This is a genomic window from Gordonia shandongensis DSM 45094 (assembly GCF_000423025.1).
Classification (GTDB): Bacteria; Actinomycetota; Actinomycetes; order Mycobacteriales; family Mycobacteriaceae; genus Gordonia; species Gordonia shandongensis.
In genome coordinates, this window is record NZ_AUHE01000002.1 from 396,754 (window position 1) to 421,625 (window position 24,872).

At 67.6% G+C, this 24,872-nt stretch carries 23 protein-coding genes; 16 read left to right on the forward strand and 7 right to left on the reverse strand.

All coding sequences use genetic code 11. The features are described from left to right. Positions 1–10 precede the first annotated feature (10 nt). Genes G528_RS0104680 through G528_RS0104695 form a run of 4 tightly spaced genes read left to right on the forward strand, consistent with a single transcriptional unit; the run spans position 11 to position 3,598 of the window. On the forward strand, positions 11–613 hold the full coding sequence (locus G528_RS0104680; RefSeq protein WP_425402207.1) for an ABC transporter permease: 603 nt from the start codon (positions 11–13) through the stop codon (positions 611–613). Then, positions 610–1,842 (forward strand): ABC transporter ATP-binding protein, encoded by a 1,233-nt coding sequence (locus tag G528_RS0104685; RefSeq protein WP_026917966.1) that lies wholly within the window; start codon positions 610–612, stop codon positions 1,840–1,842. Before G528_RS0104680 ends, G528_RS0104685 begins: the two co-directional genes overlap by 4 nt. Next, positions 1,839–2,612: an ABC transporter permease gene (locus tag G528_RS0104690; protein WP_026917967.1), complete on the forward strand. Its 774-nt coding sequence runs from the start codon at positions 1,839–1,841 to the stop codon at positions 2,610–2,612. Before G528_RS0104685 ends, G528_RS0104690 begins: the two co-directional genes overlap by 4 nt. Further along, the gene (locus G528_RS0104695; RefSeq protein ID WP_051198279.1) at positions 2,609–3,598 is read left to right on the forward strand and encodes a glycine betaine ABC transporter substrate-binding protein; all 990 of its coding nucleotides are present in this window, start codon (positions 2,609–2,611) and stop codon (positions 3,596–3,598) included. Before G528_RS0104690 ends, G528_RS0104695 begins: the two co-directional genes overlap by 4 nt. A gap of 27 nt (positions 3,599–3,625) precedes the next feature. Here the strand turns inward: G528_RS0104695 and G528_RS0104700 are convergent, their stop codons facing one another. Both G528_RS0104700 and bluB read right to left on the reverse strand, forming a co-directional pair. Continuing rightward, on the reverse strand, positions 3,626–4,189 hold the full coding sequence (locus G528_RS0104700) for a peroxidase-related enzyme (RefSeq protein ID WP_026917969.1): 564 nt from the start codon (positions 4,187–4,189) through the stop codon (positions 3,626–3,628). Between the two features lie 116 nt (positions 4,190–4,305). Beyond that, entirely contained in the window at positions 4,306–4,944 is a 639-nt protein-coding gene (gene bluB / locus G528_RS0104705) for a 5,6-dimethylbenzimidazole synthase (RefSeq protein WP_026917970.1), read from the reverse strand. A 220-nt stretch (positions 4,945–5,164) separates the two neighbouring features. Between bluB and G528_RS0104710 the strand changes: the two genes are divergently transcribed. Together G528_RS0104710 and G528_RS0104715 are read left to right on the forward strand one after the other, a co-directional pair. Beyond that, positions 5,165–5,530, forward strand: a complete 366-nt coding sequence (locus G528_RS0104710; protein WP_026917971.1) for a PLD nuclease N-terminal domain-containing protein — start codon at positions 5,165–5,167, stop codon at positions 5,528–5,530. A gap of 88 nt (positions 5,531–5,618) precedes the next feature. Beyond that, positions 5,619–7,169, forward strand: coding sequence for a hypothetical protein (locus G528_RS0104715; RefSeq protein WP_156890349.1), 1,551 nt, complete (start codon positions 5,619–5,621; stop codon positions 7,167–7,169). Between the two features lie 465 nt (positions 7,170–7,634). Here G528_RS0104715 and G528_RS0104720 read toward each other — a convergent pair whose 3' ends face one another. After that, entirely contained in the window at positions 7,635–7,988 is a 354-nt protein-coding gene (locus G528_RS0104720; protein ID WP_026917973.1) for an Rv2640c family ArsR-like transcriptional regulator, read from the reverse strand. A gap of 98 nt (positions 7,989–8,086) precedes the next feature. Between G528_RS0104720 and G528_RS16390 the strand changes: the two genes are divergently transcribed. From G528_RS16390 to G528_RS18395, 3 genes are all read left to right on the forward strand, one after another. Further along, complete coding sequence (locus tag G528_RS16390; RefSeq protein WP_035718870.1) at positions 8,087–8,557, forward strand: ArsI/CadI family heavy metal resistance metalloenzyme; 471 nt, start codon at positions 8,087–8,089, stop codon at positions 8,555–8,557. A gap of 117 nt (positions 8,558–8,674) precedes the next feature. Beyond that, positions 8,675–9,079, forward strand: a complete 405-nt coding sequence (locus G528_RS0104730) for an arsenate-mycothiol transferase ArsC (RefSeq protein WP_026917974.1) — start codon at positions 8,675–8,677, stop codon at positions 9,077–9,079. Between the two features lie 235 nt (positions 9,080–9,314). Continuing rightward, complete coding sequence (locus G528_RS18395; RefSeq protein ID WP_156890350.1) at positions 9,315–9,740, forward strand: hypothetical protein; 426 nt, start codon at positions 9,315–9,317, stop codon at positions 9,738–9,740. A gap of 77 nt (positions 9,741–9,817) precedes the next feature. Here G528_RS18395 and G528_RS0104740 read toward each other — a convergent pair whose 3' ends face one another. After that, positions 9,818–10,777: an NAD(P)/FAD-dependent oxidoreductase gene (locus G528_RS0104740; RefSeq protein WP_026917975.1), complete on the reverse strand. Its 960-nt coding sequence runs from the start codon at positions 10,775–10,777 to the stop codon at positions 9,818–9,820. A 105-nt stretch (positions 10,778–10,882) separates the two neighbouring features. On the opposite strand from G528_RS0104740, the gene G528_RS0104745 reads away from it, so the two are divergent. Continuing rightward, positions 10,883–11,464 (forward strand): helix-turn-helix domain-containing protein, encoded by a 582-nt coding sequence (locus G528_RS0104745; RefSeq protein WP_026917976.1) that lies wholly within the window; start codon positions 10,883–10,885, stop codon positions 11,462–11,464. A 45-nt stretch (positions 11,465–11,509) separates the two neighbouring features. Here G528_RS0104745 and egtB read toward each other — a convergent pair whose 3' ends face one another. Continuing rightward, the gene (gene egtB / locus G528_RS0104750; RefSeq protein ID WP_035718872.1) at positions 11,510–12,796 is read right to left on the reverse strand and encodes an ergothioneine biosynthesis protein EgtB; all 1,287 of its coding nucleotides are present in this window, start codon (positions 12,794–12,796) and stop codon (positions 11,510–11,512) included. A gap of 1,082 nt (positions 12,797–13,878) precedes the next feature. Here egtB and G528_RS0104755 point away from each other — a divergent pair. Then, on the forward strand, positions 13,879–15,210 hold the full coding sequence (locus G528_RS0104755; RefSeq protein WP_026917978.1) for an oxygenase MpaB family protein: 1,332 nt from the start codon (positions 13,879–13,881) through the stop codon (positions 15,208–15,210). A 25-nt stretch (positions 15,211–15,235) separates the two neighbouring features. Here G528_RS0104755 and G528_RS0104760 read toward each other — a convergent pair whose 3' ends face one another. Continuing rightward, positions 15,236–15,700, reverse strand: a complete 465-nt coding sequence (locus G528_RS0104760) for an SRPBCC family protein (RefSeq protein ID WP_035718873.1) — start codon at positions 15,698–15,700, stop codon at positions 15,236–15,238. A 174-nt stretch (positions 15,701–15,874) separates the two neighbouring features. Here G528_RS0104760 and G528_RS0104765 point away from each other — a divergent pair, with 174 nt between their 5' ends. Next, the gene (locus tag G528_RS0104765; protein ID WP_026917980.1) at positions 15,875–16,270 is read left to right on the forward strand and encodes a DUF5313 domain-containing protein; all 396 of its coding nucleotides are present in this window, start codon (positions 15,875–15,877) and stop codon (positions 16,268–16,270) included. Between the two features lie 91 nt (positions 16,271–16,361). Further along, the gene (locus G528_RS16395) at positions 16,362–16,742 is read left to right on the forward strand and encodes a hypothetical protein (protein ID WP_035718876.1); all 381 of its coding nucleotides are present in this window, start codon (positions 16,362–16,364) and stop codon (positions 16,740–16,742) included. 19 nt (positions 16,743–16,761) lie between these two features. On the opposite strand, the gene G528_RS0104775 is transcribed toward G528_RS16395, so the two are convergent. After that, positions 16,762–17,538: a sulfite exporter TauE/SafE family protein gene (locus tag G528_RS0104775; protein ID WP_026917981.1), complete on the reverse strand. Its 777-nt coding sequence runs from the start codon at positions 17,536–17,538 to the stop codon at positions 16,762–16,764. Between the two features lie 56 nt (positions 17,539–17,594). Between G528_RS0104775 and G528_RS0104780 the strand changes: the two genes are divergently transcribed. Genes G528_RS0104780 through G528_RS0104790 form a run of 3 tightly spaced genes read left to right on the forward strand, consistent with a single transcriptional unit; the run spans position 17,595 to position 24,755 of the window. Further along, positions 17,595–18,059, forward strand: coding sequence for a carboxymuconolactone decarboxylase family protein (locus G528_RS0104780; RefSeq protein ID WP_026917982.1), 465 nt, complete (start codon positions 17,595–17,597; stop codon positions 18,057–18,059). A 56-nt stretch (positions 18,060–18,115) separates the two neighbouring features. Next, a complete protein-coding gene (locus tag G528_RS0104785; protein ID WP_026917983.1) occupies positions 18,116–21,391 on the forward strand; it encodes an arabinosyltransferase domain-containing protein in 3,276 nt (1,091 codons plus the stop codon). Beyond that, positions 21,384–24,755, forward strand: a complete 3,372-nt coding sequence (locus tag G528_RS0104790; RefSeq protein ID WP_084638023.1) for an arabinosyltransferase domain-containing protein — start codon at positions 21,384–21,386, stop codon at positions 24,753–24,755. Before G528_RS0104785 ends, G528_RS0104790 begins: the two co-directional genes overlap by 8 nt. Positions 24,756–24,872: the final 117 nt, after the last annotated feature.

Below are 24,872 nucleotides of genomic sequence, written 5' to 3' on the forward strand. Positions count from 1 at the left end.
GTCTCAACTCGTGGTGGATTCCTATTTGCACGTCAGCGCGGTGATCCAATGCCTCCTGCTGGCGACCGTGATCGGCGTCGTCGTCGGAATCCTCGTGTACCGCAGTCCCGCCGGATCGGCGGTCGCCACCGCACTCTCGAGCACCGTTCTCACGATTCCCTCGTTCGCACTGCTCGGCATCCTGATTCCGATCGTCGGACTGGGTGTTCCGCCGACGGTCATCGCACTCACCCTGTACTCCCTGCTGCCGATCATTCGGAACACGATCGTCGGCCTCGGGGCCGTCGACCCCGCGGTCACCGATGCGGCGAAGGGGATCGGGATGAGCCGGCTCCGGGTCCTGGCGCGTGTCGAGCTCCCGCTGGCGTGGCCGTCGATCCTCACCGGGATGCGGGTCGCCACCCAGATGGCGATGGGCATCCTCGCGATCGCCGCTTACGCCAAAGGCCCGGGACTCGGCAACCTGATCTTCTCGGGACTGTCCCGCGTCGGCAGTCCCACCGCGGTGCCGCAGGCGTTGACCGGAACGGCGTTGATCGTCGTCCTGGCCCTCGTACTGGACGGCATCTACGTGATCGTCGGGCGATTGACTACCTCGAAGGGGATCCGTTGACGGAGAGCACCACCACCCAGAACGACGGCATCTCAGGTGTCGACATCGTCCTCGAGCACGTGTCGAAGACGTACCCGGGACAGACCGAGCCCGCCGTCGCCGACGTCTCGCTGACCATTCCCGCCGGCGAGATCGTCGTCTTCGTCGGCCCCTCCGGCAGCGGCAAGACGACCACGATGCGGATGATCAACCGGCTCATCGAACCCACCTCCGGGACCATCACCATCGGCGGCCGCGACATCTTGTCCATGGACGGCAACAAGCTCCGCCAGAAGGTCGGGTACGCGATCCAGCAGGGCGGCCTGTTCCCACACATGACCGTCGCGCAGAACATCGCCGTCGTGCCGAAGCTGCTGAAGTGGGATCGCGCCCGAATCACGGCGCGCGTCGAGGAACTCCTCGACACCGTGGGCCTCGACCCCGCGCAGTTCGCCGACCGCTACCCGCGGCAGCTCTCGGGCGGCCAACAGCAACGGGTGGGTGTCGCCCGCGCGCTGGCCGCCGACCCTCCCGTCCTGTTGATGGACGAACCGTTCGGTGCGGTCGACCCGATCACCCGCGGACTGCTCCAGGACGAACTCATGCAGATTCAAGCCGAACTGCGCAAGACCATCGTCTTCGTGACGCACGACTTCAGCGAGGCGGTGAAGCTCGGGGACAAGATCGCGGTGCTGGGGGAGAAGTCGGTCGTCATGCAGTACGACTCCCCGGAGGCGATCCTCTCCAACCCGGCCAACGAGACGGTCGCCGGATTCGTCGGGCAGGGTGCGTCGCTGCAGCAGCTGAACCTGCTTCGCGTGCGCGACATCCGCCTCGAACAGCGGCCGACGGCGCGTGAGGACACGTCCGTCGAAGAATTCGCCGCACGCATCGACGACTGGGGCGTCATCCTCGACAGTCGCGACCGGCCCGTCCGATGGACCGACCGCAAGCACCTCACCGGCGCCACGTCACTGCGATCCGTGGGGCTTCCCCTCGGCGAGATCGTCACGACCGCATCGACACTCCAGGACGCGCTCGAGGCGATCCTCGCCGAACGAAACGCGTCCACCGTGGTCACCGGACCGCGCGGACGCTACCACGGCGTCGTGACGATCGAGACGCTCATCGAGACCATCCGGTCGCTGCGCGAACAGCACGAAGGGGATCCGCCGATCGCCGACCCCGCGGCACCGCACGACGACGCCCCGGGGTCCGACGACGCGGACTCGGAAGGGAGTCCCGGATGACCGCGGCGACAGCCGGAGCAGGCGAGGTCCCCGCCGAGAAGTCGGCGGCCGGGCTGCAACTGTGGATCCAGCCGGTCGTCGCCGTCATCCTCGCTGCCGGGGTCCTCGGGTGGGCGTTCAGCCGCGACCTCACCGAGACGCAGACGGCCACGATCAACACCTCGTACATCGCCAAACTGGTCGGCGAGCACCTGGCATTGACCGCGGCGATCACCGCGATCGTGCTCATCGTCGCCGTCCCGCTGGCGGTGCTGGTCACGCGGCGGCGGTTCCGCTGGCTGGCCCCGGTGTTCATCGGCGTCGCCAACATCGGGCAGGCCGCGCCGGCGATCGGCCTGCTCGTCCTGTTCTTCCTGTGGACGGCGACCACCGGCTTCTGGATCGGCGTGCTGCCGATCGCGTTCTACTCGCTGCTGCCCGTGCTCCGCAACAGCATGCTCGGCCTGCAGGAGGTCGACGCCGCCACCATCGACGCCGCGAAGGGCCAGGGGATGAGTGAGCTCCGGGTCCTCGGGCAGGTCGAACTGCCCCTCGCCGTCCCGTTCATCCTCGCCGGGCTGCGGACCTCCCTGGTTCTCGCGGTCGGCACGGCCACCCTGTGCTTCCTGGTGAACGCCGGCGGCCTCGGCATCCTGATCGACACCGGGTACAAGCTGCGCGACAACGTGACCCTCATCGTCGGCGCCGCACTATCGGTGGCGGTGGCGCTTCTCGTCGACTGGCTCGGCGCGCTGGCGGAACGCTACCTCGGACCGAAGGGGCTCCGATGAGCCGCACGCACCGCGCTCCGACGCGGATCGTCGCCGCCCTCCTCGCGCTCGTGCTCACCGGATCGCTCGCCGCGTGCGGACTCCGCTCGGGCAGTTCACTGCCGCTGCCGGTGAAACCGGGCTCGATCACCGTCCAACCCGATCTCGACGGTGAGACGATCACCGTCGGCTCCAAGGACTTCACCGAGAACGTCATCCTCGGCTACATCCTCGCGTTCTCACTGGCCGCCGCCGGCGCCGACGTTCGCGATCTGACGAACATCCAGGGCAGCAACAGCGCCCGTGACGCGATGCTCGCCGGCCAGGTCGACACCTACATCGAGTACACCGGAACGGGCTGGATCAACTACCTCGGCAACGAGACCCCGATCCCGGACTCCACGGCGCAGTTCGACGCGGTGCGGGATGAAGACCTGGCACGCAACGACGTGGTGTGGGTCAACCCCGCGCCGATGGACAACACCTATGCGCTGGTCGCCAACCAGGCCAATGTCGAGAAGACCGGTGTTCGCACGCTGTCGGAGTATGCGGCGTTGGTCAAATCCGATCCGGCCGCCGCGTCGACCTGTCTGGAAACCGAGTTCCGCAGCCGTCAGGACGGATTCCCGGGAATGGCCGCCAAATACGGATTCTCACCGGGCCAGGCCGACACGCAGATCCTGCAGACGGGCATCATCTACCAGGCGACCGCCAACGGGAACTGCACCTTCGGCGAGGCGTTCACCACCGACGGACGCATCAAAGCGTTGAACCTGACCGTCCTCGTCGACGACAAGCAGTTCTTTCCGCACTACAACGCGGCGGTCAATCTCCGCAAGGCGGTCGCCGACGCGCATCCGTCGATCGCACGGATCACCGCGCCGATCATGGCGATCCTGACGTCGGAGGAGATCACCGAGATGAACCGCCGCGTCGACGTCGACGGCCAGGAACCCGCCGACGTCGCTCGCGACTGGTTGGTCGACAAGGGTTTCGTCACCTACTGACGACCCGAGCCGTCCCGCTCCGGCGGGCTACCGCCACTGGCTCGCATACTCCGGGTTCGGCCGCATGTCGATGGCCGAGGCGACGCGGTTGGTCATGTTGAAGAACGCCGCGGTGGACGCGATGTCGAAGATGTCGCGGTCGGAGAATCCGGCGTCACGCAGTGCCTGCCGGTCGGCCTCCTCCATCTTTCCGGGGTGCTCGGTGACCTTCTCCGCGAAGTCGAGCATCGCGCGCTGTCGGTCGGAGAGGTCGGCGGCGCGGTAGTTCATGACGAGCGCCTCACCGAGATGCGGGTCGCCGGACAGTTCGCGGACCGAGGCGCCGTGTGCGGTCAGGCAGTAGTAGCACTTGTTGATCGACGACACGACGACGGCGATCATCTCGCGTTCGAGTTTGCTCAGCCCCGAATCGCCGAGCATGAGGTCGTTGTAGCTCATGGTGAACGCACGCAGCTTGGTCTCGTCGAACGTGTATGCCTGCAGGACGTTCGGTACCAGACCGAGCTTCTCGCGACAGATGTCGAAGTATTTCTGCGTCTCGTCGCTCAGCTTCTGGGCGGGCAGGTCGAGTGCGGTGATCTTCTCGGACACGGACAGTCCTCTCGTTGTGCGTCGCACGCGGCGTCGTGGGGCCGCTGGTGCGATCGTAGGTGCGCGTCTGGACGGGCGACGCCGTTTCACCGGCAGTCGTCTCACCGCTGGCGGTCTCAGCGCACCAGTCGGCGCGGTTCCGGATCGGTGCGGGCCTGCCAGCGGACTCGCTCCAGCTCGGGTGTCGTATCGGCCCGCTGGGGGTAGCCGATGCACAGGTACGCCACGAGTCTCCAGTCGTCGGGGACGTCGAGGGCCGCCGCCACGGCGCCGGGTTCCAGGATCGAGATCCACCCGACGCCGACGCCGCGCGCTCGGGCCGCCAGCCAGAGGGTGCTGACCGCGGTCACGACCGAATAGTCGAGCGTCTCGGGCATGGTCGCTCGGCCCAGTCCGTGGCCCTGCTCGGGGTCGGCGGCGGAGAACACGGCGAGCTGCACGGGAGCCTCGTCGAGTCCCGCCAGTTTCAGTGACGCATAGTGGGCGGCGCGGTCGCCGCGATAGCCGGCGAGGGCCTCGGCGTTCGCGCGCTCGAAGCTCGCACGTACGGCGCGTCGCGGGGCACGAGAGCGGACGTCGACCCACCGCCACGGTTGACTGTTGCCGACCGACGGCGCGAGTTCCGCGCGCGCGAGCAGATCGTCGAGGAGGCCGTCGGGGAGCGGGTCCTCCAGGAACCGTCTGACGTCTCGGCGCCATGCGAGCAGCCTGTCGAAATCGGCGACGAAGTCGGCGTCGAAGTCGCCGGTGTCCATGGATCCTCCTGTGGTCGCCCCGGCTCGCGATCGGTGTCCGCGGCCGTCACCCGGTCACCGTACTCGGAGCGGTGGGGAAGCGATCGCCCCTTCGTCGCGTCTTGTCAGGTGCGTGGGCGCCGGGGCGACTTGACGCGCGCCCGCCGTCGGCGGACCGGTGCGGCGTCGTGACCGTTGCGAGCCGATAGGCTGAGGACTGTCGGCGACGAGGGGAGTCCGCATGCCGTATCTGGGGATCATCATTCTGCTGCTGTGGGTCGCGGCGCTCGTCGACGTCATCGTCGCCGACGAGTACGCCGTTCGGCACCTTCCGAAAGTCGGCTGGTTGATCATCGTCATCCTGATTCCGCTCGCCGGTTCGATCGTCTGGCTTCTCGTCGGCCGACCCATCGGTCCCGTTCAGGTTCCGCATCGCACGACGGGTTTCCCCGAGTACGAGCGACAACAACGTCCGCGCGCCGTCGATGCGGCCCGCGATGAGGAGGAGTTCCGGCGGCAGTTCCGCGAGCGGGCCGAGGAGCAACGTCGAAGGGCGCGGGAACTGGCGGAGGAGCCGGATCCCGACGATCCCGCCGCATCCGCGTGAATCGGGACCGACTACCCGACAGCATGTGGTGAGGACCTCGGATCGTCCAGACTGGAGGGCAGTCCACGACTTATGAGGTTCCAGACTGATGACGCCCTCCCTCCTTCGCCGCTTTCGCCGAGTCGCGACGACCTGCCTGAGCCTGGGGCTCCCGGTCGGCATGGTGGTGGTCGCTGCGCCGGCCACCGCCGCACCGTCGACCGTGACGGTGACGGTCGACGCCTCGTCGCCGGGGTACGCCATACCGCCGGACTTCCTGGGCCTGTCCTTCGAGGCCGCCCAGATGCACCGGACGTGGGCCGATCCGGATCGCGGCAACGTGACCTCGCTGATCCGCGGCCTCGGCGACGGCAATCTGCGGTTCAGCGCGAACCAGGTGGACAACACGGCGTGGGTTCCCGATCCGAGAAGGCCGACGCCGTCGTGGGCGACGAACGGGCAGCGCGTGGAGCCCGCCGATCTCTCGCGCGTGGGCCGCCTCGCGGAGGCGACCGGCTGGAGCGTGGACCTCGGTGTCAACCTCGGCCACTTCGACCCGAAGGCCGCAGCGAACCAGGTGGCGTCGGCGGTGAAGCGGATCGGCTCCCACCTGCGGTCGGTTCAGATCGGCAATGAACCCAATGCTTTCGTTCTCAACGTCGCCGACGGCTCCCGGAAGCTGTACACCCCGCAGACCTACGTCGCCGACGTCGCGAAGTACAGGTCGGCGATCCGGGCGGCAGCACCGGGTGTGCGGATCGAGGGGCCCGATGCGGCTGCCGGTTCGATCGGTGTTCCACCCGCGGACGGGCCGACGTGGTCGACGATCGTGGAGCCGTGGCTGGGCGAGTACATCCGGGCCTTCGGCGCGCAGAGCCGGCATCTCAACCAGCATTACTATCCGTACGTCAATGTGACGCGCGTCGGTGCACCGGCAGGCGTGGCCGATGCGGCCGGTGCGCTGCCGACCGTCGATCGTCTGTTGACCGAGGAGACCGCTGGTAAGCAGCAGACCTTCATGCGTGATTTTGCGGCGATGGCGCACCGGGCGGGCCTTGAACCACGGCTCACGGAGGCGAATTCCGTTGCCAAGGAGGGGCGGGAGGGCGTCACGAACTCGTTCGGTGCCGCCCTCTGGACGGTCGACTTCCTGATGTCGGCTGCCCGCGCCGGGATCACCGGCGTCGACCTGCACAACCAGGTCGACGACTGCGAGAGCTACCCGCTGTTCTGTTTCCCGGATGCGGCCGCACGCGCATCCGACATGGCGCGAGTGAATCCGAACTATTATGCGGCGCTCATGGTTTCGGAGATGGTCGGCGGGACCGTCCTGCCCACCGAGATCTCGAGCAAGGCACATGTCGCGGCGCACGCGGTCCGCACGCCGAGCGGTGCGATCAAGGTGATCGTCGACAACATGGACCGCACGTTCCGCGGCACCGTGGTCGTCAAGATCGTCGGCGCGAACACCTCATCGGGTTCTGTTCAGAAGTTGACCGGCCCGTCGATCTACGCACTGAGCGGCACTCGGTTCTCCGGGTCGACTGTGACCCGGGCGGGGACTTTCACCGCCCAGTCGGGAGCGCCGCTGGCACGTGGCGCCACAGGATTCCGGCTCGCGATGAACCGGCCGGGCGCCGCACTGCTGACCCTGCGGTGAGACCGGTCCGGTTCGACTGCGGCGTTCAGTCGTCGCACACCGTCTGCGGGTGAGCGGACATCCATGGATTGTTTCGTCACTGTGACGTTTCATCGAGGGGGCTCCCGAGTCGACGGGGAGGGTGTATCGACGTCGCGGACCGTCGAAACGAGACGGAGCCGAAACCAGACGGATCAGCCGGACGCACGTGTCGCGGCAGACGACGCCGCCACATGATGCCGAAGGACGCCGACGGGCCGCGCAGCACATGCCGACGCGCCAGGCCATCGAATCCACGACAAACACAGGCTCCGAGCACACGAGTTCAGCACGCGATGCGGGATCGGGCATCGCACATACGCATCGAGACGTGCTGACTGCATCGTATTCCGCCCCTCTCGGCCGTACCGCCGATAAGATACATTATGTTAAGTATAGTGAGATCGACCCGCGCTGCCGGAATCACAAGCCCCGCTTCCGTTGACGTCAGCAACAGGTGTTCAAGACCGCACGAAGCGCCTCAACACTGGCCGGCTCGGCGCGGTAAAGATTGTTGACTCCACGGCGCTGCGAGCTGACCAGCCCGGCAGCCCTCAGCTGATTGAGATGATGCGTCGCCGTCCCGCCGGAGACACCCACCGCGTCGGCGAGGCTACTGGCCGCCACTTCGCGATCCCGGTCCCCCATGAGCAGCGACAGCATCTGAAGCCGGACTGGGTCGGCGAGCGCCTTGAGTCGGAGGGCGAGCCCCACGGCGTCATCGGCGGACATCGGCCCCGCCGCCAGGGGTTCGCAGCAGATCGGTGCAGTGACATCGACAACGGGCAGCGGCCTGGGCATGGAATCCAGCCTACCGAGGACTTTGACATATATCAAAGTGGTGCGTTATAACGGACCAGTCAAGAACTTTGATATCTATCAAACTCTTGGAGGTTTCCATGCCCCGCATGCAACTCGCCCTCAATGTCGACGATCTGGAGGCGTCGATCGCGTTCTACAGCAAGCTGTTCAACACCACCCCCGCGAAGGTCAAGCCCGGCTATGCGAACTTCGCCATCGCCGAACCCGCACTGAAGCTCGTCCTCCTGGAGAATCGAGGCACAGGTGGCACCATCAACCACCTCGGCATCGAGGTCGAATCCAGCGAGACCGTGCACGGCGAGATCGCCCGCCTCACCGATGCTGGGTTGTTCACCGAGGAGGAGATCGACACCACCTGCTGCTTCGCCACTCAGGACAAGGTGTGGGTCGGAGCCCCCGACGGCGAACGCTGGGAGGTCTACACCGTACTGGCCGACTCCGAGGACTTCGGAGAGGATCCTCCGGCATCCGAGGGTTCCGACCTCGACCCGACGCAGCCCACGCCGGACTCGTCGACGTGCTGCACATCGGCCACGCCAGACAGCTGACGCTGCGCCACCCCCGCCCTCCGAGGGTCCCGTCTCCGTGGATGACGCCTCCACGTTCCGTGCTATATAGATGATTGTAAATATTGACGTGTGCCAACCTCACCAAGGGAGACAGTCATGACGCCCGCAGTCCTATTCGTCTGCGTCAAGAACGGAGGCAAGTCGGCCATGGCCGAAGCCCTTCTGCGCCGGTTCGCAGGCGACGCGATTGAGGTCTATTCCGCTGGCACACGCCCCGGCACCGCCGTGAACGCCCTTTCGGCACAAGCACTCGCCGAAGTCGGCATCGATATCAGCGGGCACACCCCAACCGGCATCAAACCGGCGTTGCTCGCCGACGTCGACATGGTCATCACAGTGGGCCGTGAAGCCGTGGTCGACGCCTCCGGAATCGCCGTCACGAACTGGGATACCGACGAGCCTTCCGACCGTGGCATCGGCGGCATCGAACGAATGCGACTCGTCCGCGACGACATCACCGCGCGCGTGCGCTCGCTTGCCACCGAACTGCTGAACGAGTGAATCATCCGTCAGTGGTTGCCGATCAGCAGCACTCGCCCGCGACCGAGTTCGGTGAAACTGGCCTCCGAGGGTTTCGGCATCCGCCACGCGCAGGTCGCTGATCGGCTGAGATCGCAGACCATCCCCCGGTAGCGTCGCAGGTGACGACGGGCGTCGTTCGCCGGCTCTGAGGGCCTTACGACTCGTCCGTTCATTCGATCATTGGGGGTCTGGGATGGGAACCCGACGAGCCGTGATGAGCATCGCCTGGGGATGCATTGCACTATTGGGGATTGCGACCAGCATCATCGTTTCCATCATTCCGGTCGGAGCCTTCGATCTCAGCTGCTCGAAAACTCGAGAACTGGCAGACCCTTCGGCTCGACGGTCAGCGAGTTGCGACGACACGGTGTTTCAGGCACTCGGGATCGGCCCGGCAGTGCAGGTTGCCGTCATCCTCTCCGTCCCCGCGGCAGTCGCGGCAGTCGCATTACGAACCTGGGTGTCGGCGACGGTGACGATTATCTACACAGCACCTTTGGTAGTGGGCGTTCTCGATTGGCCGACGTGGAGGATTGCCCTGCTGCCGAGCGGCGCACTGATGATCACGTGCTCACTCGTCTTGACACTATTTCAGCGCTCCGCGTTGCGTCACCTTCGGAGAGCAGCGGTCGGGTCCTGAGACACTGGCCTGCCAGACTCGTCCTCACGCCCGCATCGCACCTCAGCGAATACCCGGAGCCGACGAGGTCGCGCCATTCAGAACTCCCCCTCGCGATCGGACAGGGACGCCACCGCGCGTTCGAGGTCCTTCATTATGAGATCGGTGTTGATGTGTTGGGCCGCTCGCGCTCCGTCTGCGGCGGCGTTGCTGACCTGTGCGCTGATGTCCGACGAGTTGCCGGCCGCCCACACGCCCGGCACCGAGGTGGCACCGAAGGGGTCGGTCTCGATGAATGCTCCGGCCGGGTGGATCGTCGGCTCGATCCCGAGCCCCGCGAAGACCTCGGTCCTCGCCACCATCCGTGTCGACACGACCAGCGCGTCGATCGCGACGAGACGGCCGTCGTCCAGACGCACGCCGGTCAGCTGATCGCCGGCCGTCTCGAGGGTCGCGATGCCACCCGAGACGATGCTGATCCCGAGGGCGTCGAGTTTGACCCGGTCCTGCGGCTCGACGTCGTCGCCGTGGTCGAAGAAGACGACATCGGAACTCCACTGGCGAAACATGATCGCCTTGTGAACAGCCATCGGATCTGCGCCCACCACACCGATGCGACGGTCGCGGACTTCCCAGCCGTGACAGTAGGGACAGTGCAGCACGCCGCGCCCCCACTGCTTGCGCACCCCGGGAATCGGCGGCAATTCGTCGACCAGACCGGTCGCGATCAGCAGCCGGCGCGTGTGCACGACGGCGCCGTCCCGAAGAGTGACCGAGAACCCGTCGGACTCGCGAGAGACGTCGACGACTTCCCCGTCGTGAACCTCCCCGCCGTACCCGATCACCTCGGCGCGACCACGCGACAGCAACTCGTCGGGTCGGATGCCGTCGAGCCCGAGCAGCCCGTGAACACCGTCGGCGGGAGCGTTCCGTGGTTCTCCCGCATCGACGACTGCCACTGATCGACGCGCTCGCACCAACGTCAGAGCGGCGCTGAAACCCGCTGCTCCTCCCCCGACAACGACGACGTCGTACCGCCCGGCCACCTGTCCTGCCATGTGCTCTCCTCTCGACGGGCCGTCCGGCGGCCGGCCCACAGTGTCGACAGTGACAACCATCTACCCAAATGGCAAGAATTCTTGCTAAATGGCAAAGTGTGGAGCATGGACCGCTCGCCCGAACACACCCTCGATGCCGTGGGACCCCGCCTGAAGCAGCTTCGACAGCGGCGCGGTGTCACCTTGGCCGACCTCGCCGACGAGACGGGGATCTCGCCCAGCACCCTGTCCCGACTCGAGGCAGGGCTTCGTCGCCCCACGCTGGAACAATTGCTCCCGTTGGCCCGCTCGCACGCGGTCACGCTCGACGAACTCGTGGATGCGCCGCTCACCGGTGACCCGCGCATCAATCTGCGCCCGATCCCGACCGACGACGGGCGGACCGTCCTGCCCCTCAGTCGCCGCCCCGGGGTTATCCAGGCCTACAAGTTCGTCCTTCCTGCCGGACGAGATGACGCCGTGCCCGACCTGCAGACGCACGAGGGATTCGACTGGGCCTTCGTCCTCAACGGAAAGCTTCGGCTCGTCCTCGGTGAGCACGATCTGATCCTGAGTCCCGGCGAGGCCGTCGAATTCGACACCCGCACCCCGCACTGGTTCGGAGCCACCAGTGCCGGCCCTGTCGAATTCCTCAGCCTCATCGGTAAGCAAGGCGAGCGCGCACATGTGCGCACCCCGCAGCACTGAGGGCTGCTCGTACACACGGCGCGTCTCGTCTGAGGGCCGCCGGCCTCACCGAGCCAGCCGAAACCCGGAGAACGCCCAGCGGGCGGCTGCGGGGAAGAAGTTGCGGTAGGTGATCCGCTCGTGCCCGCGGGGCGTGACCGCGGACGCGCCGCGCAGCACGTGTTGATCGCACATGAACTTGCCGTTGTACTCACCGACAGCACCGTTCGCCGGGGCGAAGCCGGGGTACGGCAGATAGGCGCTGGCGGTCCACTCCCACACGTTCCCGATCATCGCGCCGCCGCCGTTGAGATGGCCGGTCGACCGAGGATGGCATCGGTCGGGATCGAGGAGCTCGCCGCGTAGGGAGTCCACGTCGGCTGCGGCCCTCTCCCATTCGAACTCGGTGGGAAGCCGAGCCCCGGCCCAGCGTGCGAACGCGTCCGCCTCGAAGAACGAGACGTGCAGGACCGGTTCGTCGGCGACGACGGGCCGTCGGCCGGACAGCGTGAACGTGGTCCACCCCGCATCGTCGTCGAAACGCCAGTATCCGGGCGCCGACCAGCCGGTGTTCCGGATATGTGTCCACCCGTCGGACAGCCACAGGTCGGGCCTGCGGTAACCGCCGTCCGCCATGAACTCCCACCAGTCAGCGTTCGTCACCGGGCGGCGCGCGATCTCGAAGTCCTCGAGGAACACGCGGTGACGCGGGCCTTCGTTGTCGTAGGCGAAACCGTCGCCGTGAGCGCCGATCTCGGTGACCCCGCCGGCCACCGACCGCCACCGGAGCGGATCGCTTTCGGCGGGTGCGTCTGCCCCGCGCTCGACGTACACCGGGCCGGGCGACATCGGCACGGTGGAGAACAAGTGCTTGACGTCCATCAGAAGCAGTTCCTGATGCTGCTGTTCGTGATTGCACCCGAGTTCCAGAAGGGCGAGCGCGTCGTCGCCGAGGGCGCCGCGGCGCAGGAGGTCGACCATGGCGTCGTCGACATGCCGGCGATAGGCCGCGATCTCGTCGATCCCCGGCCGGGTGACCAGTCCCCGCTCCGGACGCGGGTGACGGTCGCCGACGGCCTCGTAATAGCTGTTGAACAGGTACCGGAAGCGCTCGTCGAAAACCGCGTATGTCGGCACGGACCGGAGGATGAACTCTTCGAAGAACCAGGTCGTGTGTGCTCGATGCCATTTGGTGGGACTGGCCTCGGGCATCGATTGGGGCGTCTGGTCTTCTGCCGACAGGCGCGATGCCAGTGTGTCGGTGACGGCGCGGACCTCTCGGAATCGCTGCTGCGGAGTCAGGTCTGAAGACTGTTCGACGGCGTTGTCGCGGGGGTTGTCGAGAGTTGTCATTGTCGGCCTCCGATCACGGGCGCTGTGGCGACACTGGTGACAGTTCCTGTCTACCCCACCTGCTGCGGCAGCAAGGCGGACTGCTGACCTGCTGACCGAATGAGCTTCGCAGTGGCGCGCCGAACCCTGCTCCAGTAGGCGCGAGGCGACGAATAGCTGTAAAGTACCGCTACCACATCTCCCCAGTCATCTTCGAGGACGATGAAATCGGGGAGACCATTAATAACTCGGTGATCAGATGACCGCCAGGGTGGTTCGGACGCAGTCGGGGCGGCAATGAGACGAACTTTGATTCTCCTCTCCGCAGCCTTCCTGCTGGCGACGGTCAGCGGGTGCGCTGGTATCGGAGGGCGACCTCACGATCCTTCCAGCCCTCCTCGCGGGTCGACATCAACTTCGACCCCTGCCCAACCAGGATTCAGGTACAACGAGGTCGAGAGTTCGTTCATTGGGCAGCCACTCGATAAAGTTGTGGACAGCCTTTTCAACGACATTTACCCTGGGTTCGAGACTCCTGGGGTTTCTCACGAAGACGGAAGTTCGTGGATCACGGGCCAAGATTCGACGCTTCCAACGAATTCTCCGATAAGTTCTTACACGGTGGTCGGTGTGTGTGCGTTCGGATCTCCGCACGCCGTGTTGGTAACGGTCATTCCGCATCAGGCGGTGACATCAGAGATTCTCTGGCAAGCGAGGGAAGCCAAGTTTCTTCCGCGGACCGCTCCGGAACCCTGCGACAAGCATCTCCCGACATCGCGATTTAGCAGATGAATACGCACCCCTAATTCAAGGCCTTATGGGCTAGGACCTTGCTTGATCGGTTCGGGCACGGTTCTCCTTCCCCAGTGTGATGTTAGTCAATTGCTTATCGGGGTTGAGCCAGTCGCTGCTCGCCTCCGGTACGCCGCCACAGCGACCCCGGGTCAGATGAACCCCTCGGGCGAGGGCGGCTGATCCGACCCGGACACGCCACACGTCTGAGACTTGTTTCTTCATTCGTCTCAAAACGCATGTGGGGCGCCTCGAAACCTGATCCAATGGCCCTGGACGGCAAACAGTCGACAACGATGTGAGGGGTCGGGATGACGCGCTACTACCCAGAACTGGCGGACCGGGTCGCGAGGCAAGCGGACGAGCTGCCCGAGATGTACGGTGACTTCGACTTCTCGATGATCCCGGAGCGGTTCACCACCGATCCGGACGTCAAGTCCGCACTCCCCACCCGGCTGGGCGACCGCGACACCTACCTCGCCGATCCTCGGCTGACCGAACTGGTCCGGACCTCGACCTTCCTCGCCGACGTACCCGCGGACCGGGTCGCCGCACTGTCGGCGAACTATCCCGTCTCCGAACTGATCGGTCTCGTTCGACGCGTGTGCCGCGAAGGCGCCGAGAACGTCCCCGAGGCTCCCTCCGAGATCGGTGAGCTCATCGAGCAGATGCAGGAGAAGCCCGACTGGATCGACTTCAGCCTCATCCCCGACGGCGCCGCGTACTCCCGTGTCTTCGCCGCCCTCGTATCGCCGTACATGACACGGGGAGCCTTCATCGCCACATTCACCAACAGCTACGCGGCACTCCCGATGACACTGACCGGAGCGCTCTCGGGGTCGCGCGCCGCCCACCGAGTCAACGAGACCACCGCATACTTCGCGGTCACCGCACTCCCCGACGGCCTCTCCCGATTCAGTCCCGGCTTCGAGGCCACGGTGATGGTTCGCCTCATGCACTCCATGGTCCGGTACAACGCCCTCCGGCGAACCGGCCACAAGACCAACGGCAGGCGACGGTCCTGGGATACGGCGGTCTACGGCCTGCCGGTCCCGCAGATCGACCAGTTCCCCGCCGGAATGATCGGCCCGTACCAGAAGGCGGCCAGCGCCGTGAAGGCCGGTCGAGACCTCACCTACGACGAGCGCACGATGATCGAATTCCACCGCTACCGCGGCTTCCTGCTGGGCCTGCCCGAAGAGCTCCTCCCGGGAACCGCCCAGGGGATCGTCGACCTCTTCAACGCGCGCGCCGCCATGCTGCGATACGGATACGACGACGACTGCCGTCGCCTCGTCGATTCCACCATGGACGCCTACCTGCGACCCTCCACCAGCATTCTCGACCGCGCCGCCGACTCCATCGAGAAGAGCTACAGCAAACTCGCGTTCACCGCCGCGTTCTGCGAGGGCAGCGTCACGGAGGCCGCCGAGATGGGAGTTCCGCTCTCGCTCGGCGACGTCGCGCGCGCCGCCGCGACAGCGCCGTTCCTCACGAGCCGATTCGCCGCCGTCCGGATCGCGAGCAAGATCCCACCGCTCCGGGGGCTGACCGACCGCTACGTCACGGACGTCGTCCGGCGGCGCCTCGACGACTACGGGATCCCCGAATACACGACAGATCACCGCGAGTACGCGCACTGAATGCGCGCAGACACGGCGGGACCCGTCACGCCGCCGCGTCGACCTCCGCGGCCAGTCGCGCCAAGGTGTCGGTGAGCTGGTCCTCGGTGACCAGGGGGAAACCGACCTTCTCGAGCAGTGCCTTGTCGGTCACCGCCGACCAGTCATATGTGTGACGCACCAGAGTGCTGGCCGGCCCCTGCGACTCGAACTCCCACACCCACTCCCACCCGGGCGGCTCGGTGCCGGCGGGGGCCGTCTTCCAGGCGAGCAGTTTGTCCTTGGCGTACCCGATCACGTGGTTGTCGGTCTGGTACTCCCCTCCCATGTGGGGCCCCGCCATGTTCATCGTGAAGACCTCCCCGACGGCCTGAATCCGGTCGGCGTGGTCGACGCTGCGCATGAAGCCCGAACCGTCGAGCGCCACATGCCGCTCCGGGTTGCTCACCACGTCGAAGACCCGGTCGACCGGGGCCTCGATCACTCGCTCCACCGTGATGCTCGTCGACATCGTCGCTCCTTCCACTGGGATGAGGGTTCATCTCGACCGTACGCACACGCGCCGGCGCCGGCAGGTGAGCGACCCTGATCACACCGGTCAGACTGCTACAGTTCGCCGGAGACGGCCCGCTCGGCGAGGCACCGCCGAGGCGATCACGCCGACCACTTCACCGAAAGACAGCGAATGAGCACGGGGACCGATCGAACGCGACCGAATGCCGGCGAATACGTTCTGTACTGCTATGGCAAACGCCTGCCCGATTCGATGCGCGCCTGGGTCCGCCACGACCTCGCCGGCCCCGGCGCGGTCCGCCGGACCGTCCTGCGCTGGAGCGCCCTGTGCGTCCTGGTGCTGCTGCCCCTCTTCCTCATCCCGACGACCGCCCTCGTCTACGCGAGCATGATGCTGCCGATCCTCATTCCGTTCGTCTACTTCGCCTTCGCGTTGAACACCGTCTGGCGCCGACACCGCCTGTCCCAACACGGGATCGACCCCCATGTCGCCGACGAACTGAAACGCAAGCGTGACGCACCGATCCATCGGGAGTACGCACAGCGGTACGGCCCCCGCCAACCCTGACCGCCGCCGGCTGCCGAATGCCGTCGGCTGCGAGTAGCGTGAACGACGCACACGCCCACCACGGGCGGACATCTCGCGAAGGGGGCGCGCTGTGGCGCACGTACTGATCATCGGCATCGACCCGAAACACCTCGATCTGTCGACGACGGGGCCGCAGGTCGCCGAGGGGATCACCGAGGAGGTCATCATCACCGGCCTCACCTCCGCGCGCGATGCGCTCCGCGACCGCGGCCACACCGCCGAGATCGCCTGGACCGACCTCGGTGAAACGGCCACATCGACCGTGGCCGACATGGCCGGTCGCACCGCGCCCGACCTCGTCGTCATCGGCGCCGGCATCCGGATGGTCAAAGCCAACACCGCGCTCTTCGAAGACCTGGTGAACACGGTGACACCGCTGTCTTCCGGTGTACAGTTCGCCTTCAACTCCGAACCCGGCAACACTCTGGAGGCGGCGCTCCGCCACCTCTGACCGCCACCGCTCGCCGCCGTCACCGTCCCGCGACGAACGCCAGGTACGGCGCCAACGCCATCAACACGACGATCAGCATCGTCGTCAGCGCGCCGGTCGGCAGCGATCGCGCCAGCCGCCACCCGAGGACCACACCGACGACCTCGGGGACACCGATCGCGACGGCCAACGCCCAGTCGATCGAACCGTGAACGCCATAGCCCACCGTGCCGACCACCGCGATCACTATCGACTGCACCTGAGCAGCGGCAAGCGCCTCGAGCATCGGCACACCCACCAGGATCAACAACGGAACGGCCAGCATGGGGCCGCCGAGCCCGACGATGCCCGAGAGGACCGCGATTCCGGCGCCGAGCACAGCGACCGCGACCGCGGGCGGATGCCGTCGCCGCAAGGACGCTCCATCCGCACGCCGGCTGCGCCACCACAGGGCGATCCCGGCCGCCGCCACGACGGCCGCCAGCACATAACCGAACGCCTCCTGCGATACGACCGTGGTCACGAGCACGCCGACGGGCGTCCCGACCGTCGCCGCCGCCGCGAGGACCGTCGCCGTGCGCCGGGTCGCTGACGACGACAACTGACCGGATCGCACGAACACCAGCGTCCCGACGACCCCCGTCGCGACATGCGTCACGATCGAGGTCCCGGCGACCTCCGCGGCCGTCAGTCCGGTCAGTGCGAACAGCGCCGCGGTCGGCAGCACGCCGCCGGGCCCGAGCGCGGTGATCCCGACCCCGCCCACGACGGCCGTCGCGATCAACGCACACAGAACCCCCACCGACACGCCGAGCATCCCTCGACGGTAACGGCACCTGTCGCCACGACCGCATCGGCTCTACGGTGGGAGCCATGCCGACACCGCGAGTGAGCATCGACAAGCAGACCCCCGCCGCCTACCGGGCGCTCATCGCCGTCTCCACCGAGATCGCCGACGCCGCGGCGGCCGCAGGACTGTCCCGGGCCGTCATGGAACTCGTCAACATGCGGTGTTCGCAGATCAACGGCTGCGCGTTCTGCCTGAGTGTGCACCGCGAGGCGGCCGCCACGGCCGGGGTGACCCCGCAGCAGCTCGCGGTCCTCCCCGCGTGGCGGGACGCACCGGCCGTCTACACCGACGAGATGCGGGCGGCGCTCGACCTCGCGGAGAGCGTGACGCTGCTGCCCGCCCGCGACGACGCCGACTGCGCATACGAACGTGCAGCCGACATCCTCGACGCCGATCAGATCTCCGCGGTGATCTGGGGCGCCACGGCGATCAACGCTTTCAACCGCGTCTCGATCCTCAGCCGTCACTCGGTGCGAGCGCGCGCCTGACGTCGTCGGCCACCACCTGAGACGCCGTTCAGGGAAGTGGCCTAATCTGACTATCGATGAAAACTCCGTCGCCACAGGGAGGCGGGCGCACGTACGCGATCACGGCGACGGTCGCTGGGGTCATCGCCGTCGTCGCCGCGGTGCTGGCACCCTTCCTCCCGGTCTCACAGAACACCGCCGCCGTCGCATGGCCGCAGACGCAGCAGCTGAGTGCCGCCAACGCCTCGGTGACCGCTCCCCTTGCGGCCCAGACGCCCGAGCAACTCGACATGACGATCAGCTGCGCCGCGCTGGCGCACATCGTCGACGCCGGTCCCCGCGTCGACACCGTCATCGTCTCGACCACCCCGAAGGCCGCCGGAAGTTCGGTGTTCACGTCCGGTCTGGCCGTCACGCACGGCGGCAACGGGGTGTCGGTCAGCTCGCGCGGGTCGACTCTCGTCACCGTGCCGGACGACCAGCTTCGCGGATGCTCCGAGCTGACGGTGTGGTCGACGGCGACCGAGGTCGGCGCCCGCTTCGACGGCCTCGACGTGCAGGCCACGGCCAACGCCGACAGCAGGCCCCAGGTCGCGGGCGTCTTCACCGATCTCGATCGCGCATCGGTTCAGCGCGCCGAACAGTCCGGCCTGTCGGTCGCCATCACCATCGATGACCGCTTCGACACGACGGCATCGGCCCTCAAGATCGTCGCGATCGTGATCGCCGTCCTCGCCGCCCTGGTCGCGCTCGTCGCTCTCGCACATCTGGACCGGATCGGCGGGCACCGCGGCCGGGTGACGCCGCGCCCCGGCTTCCGCACGCTGTTCGCTCCCCGTATCACGGATGTCGGCGTCACCGCCGCACTCGTGATCTGGCACTTCCTGGGGGCCGGTACCGCAGATGACGGTTACGTCCTCGGCATGGCCAAGAACGGCGAGACCGCCGGCTACCTCTCGAACTACTACCGATTCTTCGGGGTTCCCGAAGCCCCGTTCGACTGGTATTACAGCTTCCTCGGCCTGTGGTCGCACGTCAGCACCGCCGGGATCTGGATGAAGCTGCCCGCGCTGCTCGCCGGCCTCGCGAGCTGGTTCCTGCTGAGTCGGGTCCTCCTGCCCCGACTCGGGCGCTCCGTATCGCGCTCCACGTGGCCGATGCTCGCCGCCGCCGCGGTGTTCGTCGCGTTCTGGATCGCCTTCTGCAGCGGCCTGCGCCCCGAACCGATCATCGTCGTCGGGACCCTCGCCACCTGGTCGCTGGTGGAGGTCGCGATCGCCACGCGGCGTCTCGTTCCCGCAGCCGTCGCCACGTTCTCGGCGCTGCTCACTCTCGCCGCCGCACCGCACGGGATCATCGCGATCGCCGTGCTGATCGCGGGATCGCGCCCGATGCTCCGCATCTGCCGGCACCGTCGCGCCGAGTTCGGTCTGCTGCCTCTCGCGGCGCCCGTCGCCGCCGCGGGCGCTCTCATCCTCGTCATCGTGTTCCGCACGCAGAGTCTGGGCAACGTGGCAGAGGCGGTCCGCGTCCGGTACGCCACCGGCCCGACGCTCGAGTGGTACCAGGAACTCCTTCGGTACTACTACATGACTCTGGGCACCGAAGACGGCGCCCTCGCCCGGCGGATCCCCGTCCTGCTGCTCCTGCTGTCGCTCATCGCCGCCACCACGATCGCGCTGCGCCGCCGTCGTCTACCGGGGGTCTCGCCGGGACCGATGTGGCGCCTGATCGGCACGATCTTCCTGACCATCGCGCTGCTGTCGCTGACGCCGACCAAGTGGACGGTCCAATTCGGCGTGTTCGCGGGCGTCGGGGCGGCCGTCGCCGCCGTCGCGACCGCCGCCCTGATCCGGCAGTCCGCGACCTCACCGCGCACCGTGTGGGGATTCCTCACCGCGGTGGTCTTCGCCGCGGCGGTCGCATCGGCCGGCCACAACGCGTGGGGGTGGACGTACGACTTCGGCATCTCGTGGTTCGACAAGGCTCCCGTCTTCGCGGGCATCCCGCTGACGACGCTGCTGTTGGCCCTGGCGGCGCTCTGCATGCTCGTCACCGTCTGGGTGTCGATCCGGCCGGCCGACGCCGCGGTGACCGACGAGCGGCGCCGCCGTCGTCGTCGGCTCGTCGCCGGCACGCCGATCCTGCTCGTGGCCGCGCTCCTCGTCGTCGGAGAGTTCGCATTGTTCGCCAAGGCCGCCGTCGGCCGCACCGACACGTACACCGCCTTGAGCGCCAACGTGCGGGCCCTCACGGGCGACACGTGCGGGCTCGCCGACAAGGTGTTGGTGGAAGACGACCCCAACGCCGGCACCCTGACGCCCGTCGGCACCGACGACGTCTCGGCCGCCCTGGCCGGCGACTCCGTCGGCTTCACCCCCGACGGTGTGTCCGGTCGGCTGGAGCCCGACGCGGTCTCCCTCGGCGCGGGCACGATCAACACCGCACACGATCTGGCGCGGTCGTTCGTCGGGCGCGGCGGGGTCCCCGGCACCACCGGCGGAACGGGCCCCGAGACCGTCAACGGTTCCACGGTGGCCCTTCCCTTCGGTCTCGACCCCGACACGACCCCGGTCCTGGGCAGCTACGGCTACGACAACGGCACCGCCCGCCTGACGTCGACCCCGTACCGACTGCCCGACCGATCGGCGTCGCCGCTGATCGTGATCACCGCGGCCGGGTCCATCATGTCCGTCGACCAGGACGGCGCCGTCACCGAAGGCCGCGACCTCAAGGTCGAGTTCGGGACCGTCGACGGCGGCGAGTTCCGTCCGGTGGGGACGCCGTTCATCCCGATCGATCCGGGACCCGACAGCCCCAATCGACCCTGGCGCAACCTGCGCATCCCGATGTCTGCGGTTCCCGCCGGGGCCGACGCGCTGCGCATCGTCGCCGTGGACTCCAACGTGAGCCCCAGCGAATGGCTCGCCGTGACCCCGCCCCGCGCACCTCGCCTGCAGACACTGCAGGACGTGGTCGGATCCACGAGTCCGGTCCTGTTGGACCTCTCGGTCGGCAGCCAGTTCCCGTGTCAGCATTCGATCACGGTGACCGACGGCGTGTATCAGGTGCCGCAGTGGCGCATCACTCCCGACCTGACAACCACGGTGTCGAAGTCCGACACCTGGCAGGCCACCGACGGCGGTGGCGTCCTGACCGCGTCCGAATCGCTGACGAAGGCGTCGGCGCTCGCGACCTACCTGGAGAACGACTGGCACATGGACTGGGGAAATCTGCTCCGACTGACGCCCGTGGTGCCCGGCATCCCCACGGCGACCGTCCAGACGGGGACCGCCATGCGGTCGGGCTGGTACCGGCCCGGCTCCATCCGGGTGGTGAGCGACGATGAGTAGCGGCACCCCCGAGACCACCGACCCGGAAGCCACGGGTCCCGGCACGGGCGAGCGCCGGACCTCGACCGCTCGGACCCCCGGGGAGCACACGGTCGCGATCGCACGGACGGTCGCGGTGGTCGCGGGTCTGATCGGGATCCTGCTGGCCGTCGCGGCGCCCTTCCTGCCGGTGTCGTATACGAAGGCCGAGATCAACTGGCCGCAACCGTCCGCTGCCGGCGGGGCGCCCGTCGTGGAGAACGTCGCCGCACCGAACGTCTCGTTCAACCCCGTCGCCATGGACGTCCGGGTGCCGACGCGACTCGCCGCGCGGCTCCCCGCCGACGGCGGCGTCCTGCTGTCGACCGTTCCGGAGAACGGCGTCGAGGCCCGGAAGGTCGGGCTCTTCGTCACGGCGACCCACGACAACATCCTCGTCACTCAGCGCAACACGGTCCTGCTGTCGATGCCCCGCGAGCGGGCGCAGGCCGGTGACGGCGTCATCACGATCCACGCCGACACCTCCGGAACCCGCGGTGAGGTGACCGGCGCGCCGACCGACGGCGACCCGACCTTCCGTATCGACGACTCCGATGCGCGCCCGCAGATCATCGGCGTCTACACCGACCTGCCGGCGTCGACACCGACCGACGGGTTGGCGTTCCACTCCACGATCGACACGCGTTTCATCTCCAGTCCCACGCCCCTCAAGGGCACCCTCCTGATCGTCGGGATCGCCGCGACCATCGCCTCGATCATCGCGCTCGCCGTCCTCGACCGATGCGACGGCCGCGGGCGACTCCGGATCCTGCCCCGCCGGTGGTGGCGGCCCACCTTCCTCGACGGTGCGGTGACCGCGGTTCTCGCCGTCTGGTTGATGATCGGCGGCAACACCGCCGACGACGGATACCAGGTCACCGTCGGCCGGGTGGCTCCGGGTGCCGGCTACCTCGACAACTACTACCGCTATTTCGGCGTCCCCCAGGACCCGTTCGGCTGGCACTACCAGTATCTGGCGAAATGGATGGAGGTCAGCACCGCCATCCCGTGGTTGCGGGTGCTTCCGTTCCTGTTCGCCATCGCCTGCTGGTTCCTGATCAGCCGCGCCGCGCTGCCCCGACTCGGTCGGGCCGTGAGCTCGTCGACGGCGGCCCGGTGGGCCGCAGCACTCGGCTTCCTCGCCCTGTGGCTGCCGTTCAACAACGGGCTGCGCGTGGAACCGGCCATCGCGCTCGGCATCCTGCTCACCTGGGTGCTGGTGGAGCGTTCCATCGCGACGGGCCGTTTCGCTCCCCTCGCGCTGGGCGTGATCGCCGCCGCGTTCACCCTGACCATCCATCCCGCGGGTGCGGTGGCGGCCGTCGTGCTCATCGTGAGCCTCCGTCCCCTGTTGCACCGCCTGCTGAGGCGTCGCGGACGCGACGGCCTGCTCCCCCTGCTCATGCCGATCGGGGCCGCGGGACTGTCGGTGCTGTACGAGATCTTCGCCGACCAGCCGCTCGCATCGATCATGGAGGGCGTCAAGGTTCAGGGCATCGTCGGACCCACCAACAAGTGGTGGAACGAGGCGATGCGGTATTACATCCTGCAGAACCCGACCCCCGACGGTTCGATCGCCCGACGGGTGGGCGTCTTCGTCACGATTCTCGCCGTCTTCCTGGTGATCGCGGTCCTCGTCCGCAAACGACGCGTGGCGGGTGTCGCCACCGCATCGGTGTGGCGCCTGGTGGGCGTCGTGGGCGGCGCCGTCGGCGTACTGGCTCTCGTCCCCACCAAGGCCACGCATCAGCTCGGCATCTATGCCTGCCTGACCGGCCTGTTCGCGGCGGTCGCGACGGTGTTCGTGAGCCCGACGGTGATGATCCGTCGATGCAATCGGACCTTCTTCGCCGCGGCTGCGGTGTATGCGCTGGCCGTGGCATTCTCCGGCCGGAACCAGTGGTGGTACGTGGGCAGTTACGGCATCCCGTGGGCGGACGACACGCCGCACCTCGGCGGGATCCCGCTGTTCTGGCCGATCGCCGCCGTCGCCGTCGCCCTCACCGCCCTCGGACTGTGGCAGTACTACCGCGACGACCGCGGTCAGGATCCGGCGCTGCCGCCGGTCGCGCCGGCCTCCGACCGGTGGTCCCGGGCGCCGATGCACGCTCTGGTCATCATCTCGGCGGTCGCGCTGCTGTTCACGTTCGCCTCGTTCGCGAAGGCCATCCGCACCCAGGCGGGGTCGTGGTCGTGGGCGAGCTCGAACGTCGCGTCCCTCACCGGCGACACCTGCGCGCTCGCCGACGGCGTCCTCGTGGAGTCCGACCCCGACGCCGGGCTGTTGCCGCCCGCGGAGATCGACGGCCAGCGCGGCTGGGATCCCGGTCGGATGTTGCGCGGCGACGCCGCGGCTCCCGGATTCAGTCCCGACGGCGTACCGGCGCGGATCGAGGCCGAGGAGGACTCCGAGGACACCACGACCACCGGGACCCTCGACACGACGACGTCCGACGCGGACTCCGACGATGCGGGCACCGGCGACGCGGCGTCCGACATCGCCGGCGGCACGACCGCGGAGACGGGGGTCAACGGGTCGAGCGTGCATCTGCCGTTCGGTCTCGACCCCGATCGGGTCCCGGTTCTGGGCACCTATGGTTCGCCCGACGGTCTCGGCTCCCTCACCTCCGGCTGGTACGCGCTGCCCGAACGCGCCGAGGACCGACCGCTGGTGACGGTCGCCGTCGCCGGCCAGGCGGAGTACACCGATGAGCTCGACGTCCGGCATTCCGGTCTCCCGGTGCGCCTCGAAGCGGGACGGGTCCGCCCGGACGGGGCGGTCGACACCGTGGCCTCCCTGGTTCCGCTCGACACCGGGGTCGCACCGCAGTGGCGGAACCTGCGCTTCCCGGTCGATCGGATCCCCGATGGCGCGTCGGTCGTTCGGCTGGTCGTCGACGACGACTCGGCGAAAGCCGATCAGTGGATCGCCGTCACCTCCCCGCGGATGGGTGCGCTCACCACGTTGAACTCGCTGGTCGGCAGCGACGACCCGGTACTGCTCGACTGGGAGGTGGCGTTCGCCTTCCCGTGCCAGCGTCCGGCCGCCGCCGTCAACGGGGTCTTGGAGACGCCGAAGTGGCGCATCACGCCCGATGCGGTGGGTGAACGGGTCAACTCTCGTCGCTGGATGGCCGGCGACTACGGGGGCCCGCTGGGTATCACGGAGAACGAGCTTCAGGCGACCGAGGTCCCCTCGTATCTGCGTCAGGGATGGGCCAAGGACTGGGGCACCCTCCAGCGCTATGCACCGTTGAAACCACAGCGGACGGCCGACCTCACGATCAGCCGCGACGTCCGTCCCGGAACGTGGACTCCCGGGCCGATGCGGGCGATCAAGAACTGAGTCCCCCGAACGACCGACATCGGCCTGTCACACAGCGACACGCCGATGTCGGTTGATTAGACGACAGTTCGGTGTCATCCTCCGGCGTAGACATCTGTCAACGCGGGGAGGAAGCAT

Coding starts and splice junctions, on each gene's coding strand:
- G528_RS0104690 (WP_026917967.1), top strand. CDS start 1,839: ATGACCGCGGCGACAGCCGGAGCAGGCGAGGTCCCCGCCGAGAAGTCG.
- G528_RS0104695 (WP_051198279.1), top strand. CDS start 2,609: ATGAGCCGCACGCACCGCGCTCCGACGCGGATCGTCGCCGCCCTCCTC.
- bluB (WP_026917970.1), bottom strand. CDS start 4,944: ATGGACACCGGCGACTTCGACGCCGACTTCGTCGCCGATTTCGACAGG.
- G528_RS0104710 (WP_026917971.1), top strand. CDS start 5,165: ATGCCGTATCTGGGGATCATCATTCTGCTGCTGTGGGTCGCGGCGCTC.
- G528_RS0104715 (WP_156890349.1), top strand. CDS start 5,619: ATGACGCCCTCCCTCCTTCGCCGCTTTCGCCGAGTCGCGACGACCTGC.
- G528_RS0104720 (WP_026917973.1), bottom strand. CDS start 7,988: ATGCCCAGGCCGCTGCCCGTTGTCGATGTCACTGCACCGATCTGCTGC.
- G528_RS16390 (WP_035718870.1), top strand. CDS start 8,087: ATGCCCCGCATGCAACTCGCCCTCAATGTCGACGATCTGGAGGCGTCG.
- G528_RS0104730 (WP_026917974.1), top strand. CDS start 8,675: ATGACGCCCGCAGTCCTATTCGTCTGCGTCAAGAACGGAGGCAAGTCG.
- G528_RS18395 (WP_156890350.1), top strand. CDS start 9,315: ATGAGCATCGCCTGGGGATGCATTGCACTATTGGGGATTGCGACCAGC.
- G528_RS0104740 (WP_026917975.1), bottom strand. CDS start 10,777: ATGGCAGGACAGGTGGCCGGGCGGTACGACGTCGTCGTTGTCGGGGGA.
- G528_RS0104745 (WP_026917976.1), top strand. CDS start 10,883: ATGGACCGCTCGCCCGAACACACCCTCGATGCCGTGGGACCCCGCCTG.
- egtB (WP_035718872.1), bottom strand. CDS start 12,796: ATGACAACTCTCGACAACCCCCGCGACAACGCCGTCGAACAGTCTTCA.
- G528_RS0104755 (WP_026917978.1), top strand. CDS start 13,879: ATGACGCGCTACTACCCAGAACTGGCGGACCGGGTCGCGAGGCAAGCG.
- G528_RS0104760 (WP_035718873.1), bottom strand. CDS start 15,700: ATGTCGACGAGCATCACGGTGGAGCGAGTGATCGAGGCCCCGGTCGAC.
- G528_RS0104765 (WP_026917980.1), top strand. CDS start 15,875: ATGAGCACGGGGACCGATCGAACGCGACCGAATGCCGGCGAATACGTT.
- G528_RS0104775 (WP_026917981.1), bottom strand. CDS start 17,538: ATGCTCGGCGTGTCGGTGGGGGTTCTGTGTGCGTTGATCGCGACGGCC.
- G528_RS0104780 (WP_026917982.1), top strand. CDS start 17,595: ATGCCGACACCGCGAGTGAGCATCGACAAGCAGACCCCCGCCGCCTAC.
- G528_RS0104785 (WP_026917983.1), top strand. CDS start 18,116: ATGAAAACTCCGTCGCCACAGGGAGGCGGGCGCACGTACGCGATCACG.
- G528_RS0104790 (WP_084638023.1), top strand. CDS start 21,384: ATGAGTAGCGGCACCCCCGAGACCACCGACCCGGAAGCCACGGGTCCC.